The organism is Ralstonia flatus (assembly GCF_958439105.1).
GTDB lineage: Bacteria > Pseudomonadota > Gammaproteobacteria > Burkholderiales > Burkholderiaceae > Ralstonia > Ralstonia flatus.
The window spans coordinates 147,099-160,415 of the sequence record NZ_CAUDLI010000001.1 but is presented as its reverse complement, the minus strand read 5'-3'; the positions used below and the strand labels follow the sequence as shown (position 1 = coordinate 160,415).

Genomic DNA, 13,317 nt, shown 5'->3' with positions numbered 1-13,317 from the left:
TTAGAGCTGTTCAGCGAGCGGTGCGAGATCCTGCTTGCGCACCTTGCCGGTGGCCGTGAGGGGCAGTGCATCGACGATGCGCACGATGGGCACCTTGTAGACGGCCATGTTCTCGCGGCACCAACCGGTGAGCGTGGCGCTGTCCAATGTGCCGACGGCCTCAGGGCGCAGCATCACGAAGGCGACAGGCAGCTGGCCGCGTTGCGCGTCGGCGCGGCCGACCACGGCAGAGCCGAGGATGGCCGGATGCTTGCCGAGCATGGCTTCGATCTCCGCCGGGAATACGCTCATGCCATTGACCTTCAGCATCTCTTTGCGGCGGCCGAGATAGTGCACGTAGCCCTGTTCGTCGATGCAGCCGATGTCCCCGGTGTGGAACCAGCCGTTGCGCAGCGTCTGCGCGGTGGCGTCCGGCTTGTTCCAGTAGCCCTTCAGCAACGTTGGCGTGCGCACGCAGAGTTCGCCTTCGGCGCCGATCGGCATGAGTGCGTGCGTGTCAAAGTCGCAGATCTTGAAATCGGTGCCCGGCACCGGCAGCCCCACGAAAATCGGCTGCGAGCGCAGATCGAAATCATCGTCCTGCATGCCGACCGTGAAGCTGTTGCAGGTCTGCGTTTCCGTCATGCCCCAGGCGCTCTCAGCCATCATTGAGCCGGTCAATTCGCGCCACGCGCGCCGGTATTCCGGGTTCAGCTTCTTCACGAACGACGACACGCCCGTGTGCCGCAGCGAACGCAGGTCGTACGCATGCACACGCGGATGCGCCATCACCTCGGCGGCGCTATCGACCAGCATCGAACCGTTGGTCACGCGGTAGCGCTGCACGCCCGCCATGAAGGCCTCGGCGTCCCAGCGAGCGAGCAACACCAGCGGCACGCCAAGGAAAGCAGGGAAGATCAGCCCGGTGTTCTCGCCCGCTATCCAGAACTGCGGGTAGAAGCTGAGCAGGACGGTGTCGGCATCCGCGCGCAGCGACACGGCCGAGAACGCAGCCGCCATGTCGACCATGTCCCCTTGCGTGTGGATGCAGCCCTTCGGTAGCCCCGTCGTGCCGCCGGTGTAGTTGAGCGCGGCAACCGCGTCGAGCGAGCCCGGCGGAAGGGGGATCGGCGTGGTCTGCGCCAGTGCCGGCAACAAGTCGATGGCGTCTTCGCAGGGCAGCGCCGGCTCGGTCAGCATGGGTGGGAGCGGCAGCGTCGGCTGTGGGGGGAGCACATCTGCGTAACGTGTGACGAAGACGTGCTCGATCGATGTTTCGGCGCGCACGTCACGCACCAGCGGCATGAGGCGGTCCAGCGTGACGATGGCGCGGGGTGTTGCGTCGCTCAGCGCATGCATCAGTTCGGCACGCTGTGACAGCGGACTGATCGGCACGTACACGGCGCCCCGCTTGAGAATGCCGAAGAACACCGCATTGAACTGCGGGCAATTCGACAGGAAGACCGCCACCCGGTCGCCTGCGCCAATGCCGTGTTGCGCGAGCAGCGCGGCAAAGCGGTCCGACAGATCGTCAAGCTGGGCGAACGTCGTATCGTGCCCGTAGAAGTGGATGGCCGGCTTGTCTGGCGTGGTGCGCGCCCAGTGCCGCAGATAGTCGGTGAGGGCAACGCGCCCGATCGGGTAATGCGGCTCACGCGGGGTATCGACCGGCCATGCGCGCGCCCAGAGCGCGCGAACGCGGCCGAGATACTCGGACTCGTCCATCGCCAAAGCTTGTCTCCGTTGGGTTGTGCAGTGCGTGCGCAGCGTGGCGCCGCACTATCTATACTGAGAAGTAATTTTTTATACCAACGGGTAAGAATATAGAAAGCGTTCTTTGATGCGTCAAGCATCGAAGCGAAGATGTCGCCAAGATGCGCGCATGCCACGGCGCATCCGCGGGCGACATGCGAAAATATGTGTCATGTCCACCGTTCGCAAATCTGCCGTTTCCGACGTGCAACCGTCTGCAGAAACCGAGGCCGCCGAGGCCGCCGGCGTCACACCGCCGGCCACGCGCCCGCACATCGCCGAGCGGCAGGAGGCCCGCCGCCGTCAGATTCTCGACACCGCCGCGCAGCTCTTCTTCACCAAAGGCTATGCCGGCATGACGATGAGCGACCTGTGCAACGCGCTCGGCGTGACGAAACCGGCGGTGTACTACTACTTCACCGACAAATACGAGATCTTCGACATCCTGTGCCGCGAGGCCGCGCAGATCTGCCTGTCGGCGATCCGGGAAACCGCCGATCCGGCCCTGCCCGTGCGAGAGCGCCTGCAGGCGTGTCTACTGGAAATGGCGCGCCGGTGCATCGACTGTCACTACGCCGCGGCACTGACGTATCGCGATCGGCAATACCTGCGCCCGGAAACGGTGGAATGGCTGCACGGCATGTCGCGGGCGTATTACCGCGATCTCTATGCGCTGCTCGACGAGGGCAAGCGCGCCGGCGTGTTTGACTTTGGCGATGCGCGCGTCGCGGCGCACTCGATGGGCGGCGTGATGGGGTTCATGTATACGTGGCACGACCCGTCGCGCATCGACGCCGGGGTGCTGGCGCACGAGCTGTCGAGCGCCATGATGAAGATCATTCTGCCGGCTGCCCCGGCTTCTGGCGCTACGCGCGCGTCTTGATCGTTGCGCCGGCTGCCGCCTTCGGCAGGGCGGGCAGGCGGAAGATCTCCGGCGTCATCAGGTCGATGCCGCAGTCGAGCGTTTCGACCCAATCGATGAACCGGTTGACCATGGCTTTGCCGCGAAACGCCTGGCCGTGCTGCGGCACGATCCATTCAATATCGAGCCCCCGCACCATCTGCGCCCACAGCCGGCATACCCGGTTGCCGCTCATATAGCGGCGGTGGAAGGGCGCCATCAGCGGCAGGTGCGCGTCAAAATCGCCCACGGGCTTGGCCGCAACGTTGGCATGCACCATCGATGCACCCAGATCGCCGGAGAACAGGATCCGCGACACCGGATCGTAGAACTGGAAATTGCCTTCCGAATGCAGGAAATGCGCGGGCACGGCCAGCAGATGCGATTGCCCCAGCGGAATCGCCATGCCCGTATCCGGGATCGGCACGATGCGGCCTTCAGTCTTGCCGACGTTGCAGAAATGCGGCAGGAAGCGCTCCCACACGCGCGAGATCAGGATGTCGCAGCTGGAACTCGTGAGCCATCTTCCCGCCGAGGCGACGATGTCCGGGTCCGCATGCGAGGCCAGCACGTAGTCCAGCTGCTTGGGCGGAAAATACCGGTTCATCGCCAGAAACAACGCGTTGTAGGTCATCTGACCGCCCGGATCGATCAGCGCGCCGTGGCCGTGATCGACGATGAGGAACTGGTTGGTCTGCACGGGCAGGTCGTCGTGATCGTCGACCAAGTCGGAAAACATCAGGCAAACGTGCTCGGGCGATTCATAGAGCGTGGTGACCATGGGGAGAAGGCAGGGCGCAGGTTGGAATGCCTGGATGGTGGCGCAGCGCGTGCCCGGCCCACTTGATCCGTGTCAAGGCAGCTGTGGCGCTGCCGTCGGCTGGTGTGGGCGGATCATCCGTCCCGGGCCGGTTCTCACGTGATAAACTTTTGATTTTTAACGCTTTGCGCGAGCCGCACGCGGGTTTTCCGCCTGGGTTTGGCGCGCCGCCATGCCAACCGGCATGCCGCATCTCCCCCTATGAATACTGCAACGATGTCTGAAGCGTCAGAAGCGCCGGCCAATGAATCGGTGACATTCGACAGCTTCGGCCTGCATCCGGACGTCCTCCGCGCGCTGACCGAAAGCGGTTACACCAAGCCCACGCCCATCCAGGCCGCCGCCATTCCGGTGGTGACCGCCGGCCGCGACGTCATGGGCGCCGCACAAACCGGCACCGGCAAGACCGCCGGTTTCTCGCTGCCGATCATCCATAACCTGCTGCCCGACGCCAATACGAGCGCGTCGCCGGCGCGCCACCCGGTGCGGGCGCTGATCCTCACGCCCACGCGCGAACTCGCCGACCAGGTGTACGACAACGTTGCCAAGTACGCGAAGTACACGGCGTTGCGCAGCGCCGTGGTGTTCGGCGGCGTCGACATGAACCCGCAAACAGAGCAACTGCGCCGCGGCGTGGAGATCCTCGTGGCCACGCCGGGCCGCCTGCTCGACCACGTGCAGCAGCGCAGCGTGAACCTGTCGCAGGTGCGCATGCTGGTGCTCGACGAAGCCGATCGCATGCTCGACATGGGCTTCCTGCCCGACCTGCAGCGCATCATCAACCTGCTGCCGGCACACCGCCAGACGCTGTTGTTCTCGGCGACGTTCTCGCCGGAGATCAAGAAGCTGGCCGCCAGCTACCTGCGTCATCCGCAGACCATTGAAGTGGCCCGCAGCAACGCCACGGCGGAGAATGTCCGCCAGGTCATCTACACCGTGCCGGACAACCACAAGCAGGCGGCGCTCGTGCACCTGTTGAAGCAGCGTGCCGAGCAAGGCTTGCCGCGCCAGTGCATCGTGTTCTCCAACAGCAAGATCGGCTGCTCGCGTCTGGCGCGTGCGCTGGAGCGCGAAGGCATCAACGCCAACGCCATTCACGGCGACAAGACGCAGACCGAGCGCATGCAGACGCTCGAAGCGTTCAAGCAAGGTACCGTCGATGTGCTGGTCGCCACCGACGTGGCAGCGCGCGGTCTCGACATCTCGCAGATGCCGTGCGTAATCAACTTCGACCTGCCGTTCAACGCAGAAGACTACGTGCACCGCATTGGCCGCACGGGTCGTGCCGGCGCTTCGGGCGACGCACTGTCGCTGTTCGCCCCGGGCGATGAGCGCCTGCTGGCCGATATCGAAAAGCTGATCAAGCGCAATTTGCCGCGCGAGCAACTGGCCGATTTCGATCCGACCGGCGAACAGGCGCGTGACCGTGAACGCCGCGAGCGCGATGAAAAGCGTGCCCGCAGCGAAGTCCGTCGCGCCCGTGAGCGCGATGAGCGTAACGGCGCCCGCGTGCTTGATCACACGATCGTGCGTCCGGCGTTCCGCCCATCCGACGATCCGTTCTTCAACCGCCCGTACGAATCGTCTGTGCCGGCGGAATCGGCGGAGGCCGCCAAGCCGGCACAGCCCGCCGGACACCCGCGCACCGCCAAGCGGCCGATCGCGGCCCTGCTCGGCGGCGTGCCGCGCAAGCGTTAAGTCAGTCGACGGAAAGCGGCAGCGCTCCTGCCGCCCCGGGTCAATTGCATCAGGCCAGCTGCGCCAGGCGATTGGCCCATGCCGGGACGGCGTCCCGGTAGAACCCTTCCACATCCCCTGCACGGATCTCCAGCCCGAGGTGCTGTGCCGCTTCGGTGAGCGCCGCTAGCGGTTGACTGCGGTTGATGGCGCGCGCGCCGGTCTGCTTGCTGAGCTTTTCGCCGTCTGGGTTCACGACCACCGGCACGTGCAGATAGCGCAACGCTGGCAAGCCCAGCAGCTGTTGCAGATAGATCTGGCGGGGCGTCGAGTCGAGCAGGTCGGCGCCGCGCACGACGTCCGTGATGCCTTGCGCGGCATCGTCCACTACCACCGCAATCTGGTACGCCCACATGCCGTCGGCGCGCTTGAGCACGAAATCGCCGACAGCCTCGGCCAGGTTCTGGCATTGGGTGCCTTGCCAGCGGTCGTCGAAGCAGACCGTGGCCGCGTCAGCGTCTGGCACACGCACGCGCCATGCGCGCGCGGGGCGGCCGAGCAGCCCGTTGCGACACGTGCCGGGATAGATCAGCGTCTGGTGACGCACGTGCCCGTTCGCGTCGATGCTGGTGACGGAATCCGCAATTTCGCGGCGCGTGCAGCCGCACGGGTAGAGGCGGCCGACGGCCTGCAACTGCTCAAGCGCATGTTCAAAGCGCGGAAGGTGTGTGCTCTGCCATTGCGGGGCTTCGTCGGGAGTGAGCCCGAGTGCTTGCAGCGTAGCAAGGATGTCGCGATCGGCGCCGGGCACATTGCGCTGGAAGTCAATGTCTTCGATGCGCACGAGCCACGTGCCGCCATGTACGCGCGCATCCAGCCAGCTTGCCAATGCGGTGACCAGCGAGCCGATATGCAGCGGCCCCGTGGGCGAGGGTGCAAAACGGCCACGGTATGGGCCGCGCGACGAGTTGGCGGATTCCGGAAAATCGAGATTGGCTTGGGACAACGCAACGCTCCAGGCGCAGAGGTCGATGGCGCTATTGTGCGCGATTTGGCGGCCTGAGGCGCCTACTGCATCATCAAGGCCTGCCCCAGGCGCGGGTCTTCCAGCTTGTCGACCCACCATTGCAGTGCCTTGCCGCGCATGTTGTTGCGCCATGCCACCTGGAATGTGCCGGCGCGCTTGTCTTCGGTGGTTTCCTTGGCGATCAGCACGCCGGAATCGAGATACGGCTGCGCCAACGGCACCGGCAGCCAGCCGCAGCCCAGGCCGCGAATCTGAGCTTGCACCTTGTCCGCCATGGACGGCACCACGAGCGTGTCCTGTCCGGCCATCACGCCGATGGTGCGTGCGGGCAGGTTGCGCGACGTATCCCCCACGGCAACGATGCGATGCCGCGTAATGGCGGCGGCAGGCAAGGGCTCTTCCATCTGCGCAAGCGGGTGATGTGCCGCCACCGCAAACACGAAAGGAATGTTGCCCACCGTGCGCGTCTGAATGCCCTGCACCTGCATCACTTGCGCTGGTCCGATCAGCAAATCCGCGCGGCCCGAGAGCAGTGCGTCCCACGTGCCGGCCAGCACCTCACGGCAGAAGCGCAGGCGCGTGGCCGTGTTCTCTGCGTAGAAATCCTGGATGACGGGCATCAGTGCGCGGAAGTGCACGAGATCGTCGACTACGATGGTCAGCGTGGCTTCCCATCCGGTGGCGAGGCGTTTGACGCGGCGGGCGAGTTCATCCGCAGCCTGCAGCAGGTGGCGGCCTTCGTCGAGCAGTGCGCGGCCGGCGGGTGTGAGCTCGGCCCGGTGGCGGCGTCGGTCGAACAGCAGGACGTCGAGATCGTCTTCCAGCTTGCGCACCACATAGGTGAGCGCGGACGGCACTTTGCCCAGCTCATGCGCCGCGGCGGCAAAGCTGCCCTTGCGTTCAATCGCGTCCAGCACTTCCAGAGATTCCAGCGAGAGCGCCATATTCAGAATTTTTGATGTTTTGAATCAAAGCTATACCGCGAAACTATAGCCAATCTGCGTACCATTCACACATCGACGCAGTAATTTGGATAGGAGATTCATCAAAATGATTGAAATCCGCCCCTCTCAAGATCGCGGGTACGCAGACCACGGCTGGCTGAAGTCGTATCACAGCTTCTCGTTCGCCGATTACATGGACCCGGAGCACGTTCAATTCGGGCCGTTGCGCGTCATCAACGAAGACCGCGTGGCCGCCGGCATGGGCTTTGGCACCCACGGCCACCGCGACATGGAAATCATCAGTTACGTGCTGGATGGTGAGTTGGCGCACAAGGACAGCATGGGCAACGGCAGCGTGCTCCGCCGGGGCGACGTGCAGCGCATGACGGCTGGGACAGGCGTGCGTCACTCCGAGTTCAACCACGCGCAGGACCAGACCACGCATTTTCTGCAGATCTGGGTGTTGCCAGCGCAGTTGAACCTGACGCCGGGCTACGAAGAACGCCATTTCGACGAGGCGGCCAAGCGCGGCAAGCTGGCCCTGATCGCCAGCGCCGACGGCCGTGACGGATCGGTGAAAGTGCACCAGGACATGGCGCTCTACGCCGGCAAGTTCGATGGCGCAGAAACTGCGTCCCTGCCGATCGCCGCAGGCCGCCGCGCTTATGTGCATGTCGTGCGCGGCAAGGTGAGCGTCAACGGTCGCACGCTGGTGGGCGGCGACGCCGCCAAGCTGACGCAAGAAGAGACGGTGATGCTCTCCGGCGGCGAAGACAGCGAAGTGCTGGTGTTCGATCTGCCGTAATGTGGGTGGCGCACGCTCTGTGCGCCATTTTTCTTTTCCGTTGTTCCCCGCCGTACCCCTAACCCCAAGAGGATTCCCATGGCACGAGTTGCAGTCGTTTATCACAGCGGTTATGGCCACACCAAGAAGCAGGCCGAGGCCGTATTTGCAGGCATTCAAGGCGCCGGCGCCGAAGCACACCTGATCTCCGTCACGGACGTCAACGACGACACCTGGGCGCTGCTCGCCGGCGTCGACACGATCGTCTTTGGCGCGCCGACCTACATGGGCGGCGTTTCGGGCGACTTCAAGAAGTTTGCCGATGCATCGTCCAAGGCATGGTTTACCGGTGCGTGGAAGGACAAGATCGCTGCGGGGTTCACGAATTCCGCATCGATGAACGGTGACAAGTACGCGTCGATCCAGTATCTGTGGACGCTGTCGCAGCAGCACGGAATGATCTGGGTCGGCACGGGCATGATGCCGGCCAACAGCAAGGCGGCCACACGCAACGACGTGAACTACCTGGCTGGCTTTGGCGGCGCGCTGGCGCAATCGCCGTCGGACGCGAGCCCGGAAGAAGGTCCGCTGCCCGGCGACCTGGAAACCGCCAAGCTGTTCGGCGAACGTATTGTTGCCATCACGAACCAGTTCGTGCGCGGTCGCCAGTAAAACGGATCGCCCAAAGAAAAACGCCGGCATGTCCGGCGTTTTTTTGCTGGCGCGCTGCAAAGGGTCAGAAGCGCGTGCCGGCTCCGCAGAACACGCCGCGATTCGTGCCGCCCTCGCAACTCGCCGCGCAACCGCCCAATGCCGCAAGGCACAGCGCGGTGACGAGGAGGCGGGCGGCGAGGCGCTTCATGCGGCGGCGCGCGTTTGGTTGCCGGCGCAATGCGGGCAGCGCTGGCCGGGGATGTAGTCGGGGGACTGCTGCTCTTCCGGCGTCACCACGGCGCGGCAGGCAAAGCACTGCTTCGGGCCTGCCGGCAGCAATTCGGCATTGAGCGCCGTGCGGTGATCGAACACAAAGCAATCGCCGTCGTAATGCGCGCCGCCGACTTCCTCGAAATATTTGAGGATGCCGCCTTCGAGCTGATAGACGCGCTCGATGCCGATCTCCTGCATGTGAATTGCTGCCTTTTCGCAGCGGATGCCGCCGGTGCAGAACGACACGACCGTCTTGCCGGCAAAGTCGTCCTTGTGCGCGGCAATGGCGGGCGGGAATTCAGTGAACTTCTTGAGGTTGTATTCGACGACGTTCTTGAACGTGCCAACGGCGACTTCATAGTCATTGCGCGTGTCGAGCATCACCACAGGGCGGCCTTCGTCGTCGTGGCCCTGGTCGAGCCAGCGCTTGAGGTCGGGCGGCGCGACCGACGGCGCGCGGCCTTCTTCGGGGCGGATCAGCGGATGGCGCATGGTGATGATTTCTTTTTTCATGCGCACAAGCAGGCGGCGGAACGGCTGGTGATCGGACAGGCTTTCCTTCGGTGCCAAGTCAGCAAAACGGGGGTCGGCGCGCAGCCAGCCGACGATGCCGTCAATGGCCTCACGCGAGCCGGCCAGGAAGATGTTGATGCCCTCGGGCGCCAGCAGCACGGTGCCCTTCAGCTCGCGCGCCTGGCACTCGGCCAGCAGGGCGGGGCGCAGGGTCTCGCGGTCATCGAGGGTGACGAATTTGTAAGCGGAAATATTGACGATCTGCATGTGCTGCCGCGCCGTTTTCCGGCGCCTTGGGTAACCCGTTGATTCGTAAGCCGAAATTATAGCCGCCCGCGCAGCCGTGCGGGGTTGCTGCAGGTCAATCGGGCACACCCGGAATGCTTTGCGGAAGGTGTCACCCGTTACAATACGCGGATGAATTCGCCGCGCTTCGTCCACCTCCGTCTCCACTCCGAATATTCCGTCGTCGATGGCAACGTCCGTCTCGACGATGCCGTCAAGGCTGCCGCCAAAGATGGCATGGGCGCCTTGGCGCTGACCGATCTCGCCAACGCCTTCGGGCTGGTGCGTTTCTACAAGGAAGCGCGTGGCAAGGGCGTGAAGCCCATTGTTGGGGCCGACGTGTGGATCACCAATCACGACGAGCGCGACAAGCCGACGCGCCTGCTGTTGCTGGTGCGTGACAAGCAGGGTTACCTGAACCTGTGCCAGTTGCTGGCCCGGGCGTGGCTCTCCAACCAGCATCGAGGCCGCGCGGAAATCGCCCCCGAATGGTTCGACGAGCCGGGTGTTGAAAACGCGCCGCTGGCCACCGGTCTGCTGGCGCTCTCGGGCGCGATGGCCGGCGATATCGGCATGGCGCTGGCCAACGGAAACGATGCGCTGGCGCGCAAGCTCGCGACGCATTGGTCGCGCGTGTTTCCGGGCGCTTTCTACATCGAGCTGCAGCGCGCCGGGCACGCCGGCACCGAAGCCTACATTCAGCAGGCCGTGAAGCTGGCCTCGGCCATGCAGTTGCCGGTGGTGGCCACGCATCCGGTGCAGTTCATGACGCCGGACGATTTCACGGCCCACGAAGCGCGCACCTGCATCGCCGAGGGCGAGCTGCTCGCCAATCCGCGCCGCGCCCGTCGTTTCACGACCGAACAGTATTTCAAGACGCAGGACGAGATGTGCGCGCTGTTTGCCGACATCCCGTCTGCGCTGGCCAATTCGGTACAGATCGCGCAGCGTTGCAACCTCAAGCTGGAACTGGGCAAGCCCAAGCTGCCGCTGTTCCCGACGCCCGATGGCATGTCGCTGGATGACTACCTCGTCCAGCTCGCCAAGGAAGGGCTGGAAAAGCGCATGGAAGTGCTGTTCCCCGACGAGGCCGTGCGCGAATCCAAACGCGCCGAGTACTACGCCCGCCTGGAATTCGAGACCGGCACCATCATCAAGATGGGCTTCCCGGGCTACTTCCTGATCGTTGCGGACTTCATCAACTGGGCCAAGAACAACGGCGTGCCGGTGGGGCCGGGCCGGGGCTCGGGCGCAGGTTCGCTGGTGGCGTATGCGCTAGGCATTACCGATCTGGACCCGCTCAAATACAACCTGCTGTTCGAGCGTTTCCTGAATCCGGAACGTGTGTCGATGCCCGACTTCGACATCGACTTCTGCCAGCACGGCCGTGACCGCGTCATCCAGTACGTGAAGGAAAAGTACGGCAAGGACGCCGTCTCGCAGATCGCCACGTTCGGCACCATGGCCGCCAAGGCCGCGGTGCGCGACGTGGGCCGCGTGCTCGATCTCGGCTACAACTTTGTCGACGGCGTGGCCAAGCTGATCCCGTTCAAGCCGGGCAAGCTCGTCACGCTGGAAGAAGCGAAGAAGGAAGAGCCGCTGCTGGCCGAGCGCGAGGCCAACGAAGAAGAAGTCAAGCAACTGCTGGAACTTGCCCAGCGCGTCGAAGGCATGACCCGTAACGTCGGCATGCATGCTGGCGGCGTGCTGATCGCCCCTGGCAAATTGACCGACTTCTGCCCGCTCTACACGCAAGGCGGTGAAGATGCCGGCGTCGTCAGTCAGTACGACAAGGACGACGTGGAAGCCGTCGGCCTGGTCAAGTTCGACTTCTTGGGCCTGACCACGCTGACGATCCTCGACTGGGCGGAGCGCTACATCCGCATGCTCGATCCGTCCAAGGCGGACTGGAATTGCAGCCAGATTCCGCTGACGGACAAGAAGGCGTTCGACATCCTGAAGACGGCCAACACGGTCGCTGTGTTCCAGCTGGAAAGCCGCGGCATGCAGGGCATGCTGAAGGACGCCAAGCCCGACCGCTTTGAAGACATCATCGCCCTCGTGGCGCTGTATCGCCCGGGCCCGATGGACCTGATCCCCAGCTTCTGCGCGCGTAAGCACGGCCGCGAGAAGGTGGAGTACCCCGACCCGCGCGTCGAGCCGGTGCTCAAGGAGACCTACGGCATCATGGTCTACCAGGAGCAGGTGATGCAGATGGCGCAGATCGTGGGCGGTTACTCGCTCGGCGGCGCCGACTTGCTGCGCCGCGCGATGGGTAAGAAGAAGCCCGAAGAGATGGCACAGCACCGAGAGCTGTTCCGCGCGGGCGCGGCCAAGGACGGGCTCTCCACCGAAAAGGCCGATGAAATCTTCGACCTGATGGAGAAGTTCGCGGGCTACGGCTTCAACAAGTCGCACGCGGCCGCGTATGCGCTGCTGGCGTATTACACGGCGTGGCTCAAGGCGCATCACCCGGCCGAATTCATGGCAGCCAACATGTCGCTCGCCATGGACGACACCGACAAGGTGAAGATCCTTTACGACGATGCCCGAGGCAAGAACGGCCTGACCATCCTGCCGCCGGATATCAACGCCAGCCAGTATCGTTTTGCACCGACCGACGCCAAGACCATCCGCTACGGACTCGGCGGCGTGAAGGGCAGTGGCCAGGGCGCGATCGAAGACATCCTGCGTGCACGCGAAGACGGCCCGTTCAAGGACTTGTTCGACTTCTGCGAACGCGTCGACCGCCGCCAGGTCAATCGCCGCACGATCGAAGCGCTGGTGCGCGCCGGCGCCTTCGACAGCCTCAACGCCAACCGCGCGCAGCTGCTCGCTTCGATCGGCCTGGCCATGGAAGCCGCCGAGCAGAAGGCGGCGGCTGCCAACCAGGTGTCGCTGTTCGACCTGATGAGCGGTGACGATGCCGAGCAGCATCGCCCTGAACTCGTCGACGAACCGGCCTGGACGACCAAGCGCAAGCTGCAGGAAGAAAAGCAGGCGCTGGGTTTCTACCTTTCTGGTCACCTGTTCGATGAATACCGCGACGAGGTGCGCCGCTTTGCACGCACGACGCTGGCCGATCTGGCTCGCGAAGTGACCGACAAGGGCAATGGCGGCGGCTACGGCAACCGCGATGCACGTAACAAAACGGTGGCCGGCGTGATTGTCGGGCAGCGTACGCAGATGACGCAGCGCGGCAAGATGCTGATCGTCATGCTCGACGACGGCTCGGCCAGCGAAGCCACCGAAGTGACGGTCTTCAACGAAGTCTTCGAGGCCAATCGCGCGCTCTTCAAGGAAGACGAAGTGCTGATCGTGCAGGGCAGCGCCCGCCACGACATGTTCACTGGCGGCGTGCGTGTGACGGCCGAATCCGTCATGGACATGACGCAGGCGCGGGCCAAGTTTGCGCGGGCGATTCGGCTGTCGATGAACGGCGATTCGACAGCGGCCAAGCTGCGCGATCTGCTTTCGCCGCATGTGGCGGCAGATGGCAATGGCGTCTCGGTGCGCATCAATTACGTTTGCGAGCAGGCCCGCTGCGAAGCCGTGCTCGGCGATGCGTGGCGCATTGTTCCGAGCGAGGCGGCAATCGCCGCGCTGCGTCAGGCGCTGGACGCCGAGAACGTGGCAACGGTGTACGAGTAGTTCGAAGATGGCGCGGGGGGCGCCATTGCCGGGCGGGCGCTCGGCACGACTGCAGTC

The 13,317-nt window shown here is 64.3% G+C and carries 11 protein-coding genes; 5 read left to right on the top strand and 6 right to left on the bottom strand.

The genetic code is table 11. The annotated features are described in order from the left end of the window. Positions 1 to 1,704, bottom strand: a complete 1,704-nt coding sequence (locus tag R2676_RS00780; protein ID WP_206275107.1) for an AMP-binding protein — start codon at positions 1,702 to 1,704, stop codon at positions 1 to 3. A gap of 199 nt (positions 1,705 to 1,903) precedes the next feature. On the opposite strand from R2676_RS00780, the gene R2676_RS00775 reads away from it, so the two are divergent. Further along, the gene (locus R2676_RS00775) at positions 1,904 to 2,614 is read left to right on the top strand and encodes a TetR family transcriptional regulator (RefSeq protein ID WP_206275108.1); all 711 of its coding nucleotides are present in this window, start codon (positions 1,904 to 1,906) and stop codon (positions 2,612 to 2,614) included. Here R2676_RS00775 and R2676_RS00770 read toward each other — a convergent pair. Next, on the bottom strand, positions 2,598 to 3,413 hold the full coding sequence (locus tag R2676_RS00770) for an oxygen-binding di-iron domain-containing protein (RefSeq protein WP_027680920.1): 816 nt from the start codon (positions 3,411 to 3,413) through the stop codon (positions 2,598 to 2,600). The genes R2676_RS00775 and R2676_RS00770 overlap by 17 nt on opposite strands. A gap of 255 nt (positions 3,414 to 3,668) precedes the next feature. Here R2676_RS00770 and R2676_RS00765 point away from each other — a divergent pair, with 255 nt between their 5' ends. Continuing rightward, positions 3,669 to 5,150 (top strand): DEAD/DEAH box helicase, encoded by a 1,482-nt coding sequence (locus R2676_RS00765; protein WP_410003873.1) that lies wholly within the window; start codon positions 3,669 to 3,671, stop codon positions 5,148 to 5,150. A gap of 49 nt (positions 5,151 to 5,199) precedes the next feature. On the opposite strand, the gene gluQRS is transcribed toward R2676_RS00765, so the two are convergent. Both gluQRS and R2676_RS00755 read right to left on the bottom strand, forming a co-directional pair. After that, the gene (gluQRS, locus tag R2676_RS00760; RefSeq protein ID WP_206275109.1) at positions 5,200 to 6,135 is read right to left on the bottom strand and encodes a tRNA glutamyl-Q(34) synthetase GluQRS; all 936 of its coding nucleotides are present in this window, start codon (positions 6,133 to 6,135) and stop codon (positions 5,200 to 5,202) included. Positions 6,136 to 6,197: 62 nt separating this feature from the next. Beyond that, positions 6,198 to 7,100 (bottom strand): LysR substrate-binding domain-containing protein, encoded by a 903-nt coding sequence (locus R2676_RS00755; RefSeq protein WP_027680923.1) that lies wholly within the window; start codon positions 7,098 to 7,100, stop codon positions 6,198 to 6,200. 106 nt (positions 7,101 to 7,206) lie between these two features. Between R2676_RS00755 and R2676_RS00750 the strand changes: the two genes are divergently transcribed. Both R2676_RS00750 and R2676_RS00745 read left to right on the top strand, forming a co-directional pair. Next, a complete protein-coding gene (locus R2676_RS00750) occupies positions 7,207 to 7,905 on the top strand; it encodes a pirin family protein (RefSeq protein ID WP_147214627.1) in 699 nt (232 codons plus the stop codon). Between the two features lie 78 nt (positions 7,906 to 7,983). Further along, entirely contained in the window at positions 7,984 to 8,556 is a 573-nt protein-coding gene (locus R2676_RS00745; protein WP_027680925.1) for a flavodoxin family protein, read from the top strand. 64 nt (positions 8,557 to 8,620) lie between these two features. Here R2676_RS00745 and R2676_RS00740 read toward each other — a convergent pair whose 3' ends face one another. Together R2676_RS00740 and R2676_RS00735 are read right to left on the bottom strand one after the other, a co-directional pair. Then, positions 8,621 to 8,746, bottom strand: a complete 126-nt coding sequence (locus tag R2676_RS00740; protein WP_257019813.1) for a hypothetical protein — start codon at positions 8,744 to 8,746, stop codon at positions 8,621 to 8,623. Further along, positions 8,743 to 9,591, bottom strand: a complete 849-nt coding sequence (locus R2676_RS00735; protein ID WP_102066494.1) for a sulfurtransferase — start codon at positions 9,589 to 9,591, stop codon at positions 8,743 to 8,745. Before R2676_RS00735 ends, R2676_RS00740 begins: the two co-directional genes overlap by 4 nt. A 150-nt stretch (positions 9,592 to 9,741) precedes the next feature. Here R2676_RS00735 and dnaE point away from each other — a divergent pair, with 150 nt between their 5' ends. Continuing rightward, the gene (gene dnaE, locus R2676_RS00730; protein WP_206275110.1) at positions 9,742 to 13,260 is read left to right on the top strand and encodes a DNA polymerase III subunit alpha; all 3,519 of its coding nucleotides are present in this window, start codon (positions 9,742 to 9,744) and stop codon (positions 13,258 to 13,260) included. The last annotated feature ends 57 nt before the right edge of the window (positions 13,261 to 13,317 follow it).

What these genes read in the sequence shown, in the direction of transcription:
- R2676_RS00750 (WP_147214627.1), top strand. Translation starts at nt 7,207, where the DNA reads ATGATTGAAATCCGCCCCTCTCAAGATCGCGGGTACGCAGACCACGGC.
- R2676_RS00745 (WP_027680925.1), top strand. Translation starts at nt 7,984, where the DNA reads ATGGCACGAGTTGCAGTCGTTTATCACAGCGGTTATGGCCACACCAAG.
- R2676_RS00735 (WP_102066494.1), bottom strand. Translation starts at nt 9,591, where the DNA reads ATGCAGATCGTCAATATTTCCGCTTACAAATTCGTCACCCTCGATGAC.
- R2676_RS00740 (WP_257019813.1), bottom strand. Translation starts at nt 8,746, where the DNA reads ATGAAGCGCCTCGCCGCCCGCCTCCTCGTCACCGCGCTGTGCCTTGCG.
- R2676_RS00775 (WP_206275108.1), top strand. Translation starts at nt 1,904, where the DNA reads ATGTCCACCGTTCGCAAATCTGCCGTTTCCGACGTGCAACCGTCTGCA.
- R2676_RS00780 (WP_206275107.1), bottom strand. Translation starts at nt 1,704, where the DNA reads ATGGACGAGTCCGAGTATCTCGGCCGCGTTCGCGCGCTCTGGGCGCGC.
- R2676_RS00755 (WP_027680923.1), bottom strand. Translation starts at nt 7,100, where the DNA reads ATGGCGCTCTCGCTGGAATCTCTGGAAGTGCTGGACGCGATTGAACGC.
- R2676_RS00770 (WP_027680920.1), bottom strand. Translation starts at nt 3,413, where the DNA reads ATGGTCACCACGCTCTATGAATCGCCCGAGCACGTTTGCCTGATGTTT.
- R2676_RS00765 (WP_410003873.1), top strand. Translation starts at nt 3,669, where the DNA reads ATGTCTGAAGCGTCAGAAGCGCCGGCCAATGAATCGGTGACATTCGAC.
- dnaE (WP_206275110.1), top strand. Translation starts at nt 9,742, where the DNA reads ATGAATTCGCCGCGCTTCGTCCACCTCCGTCTCCACTCCGAATATTCC.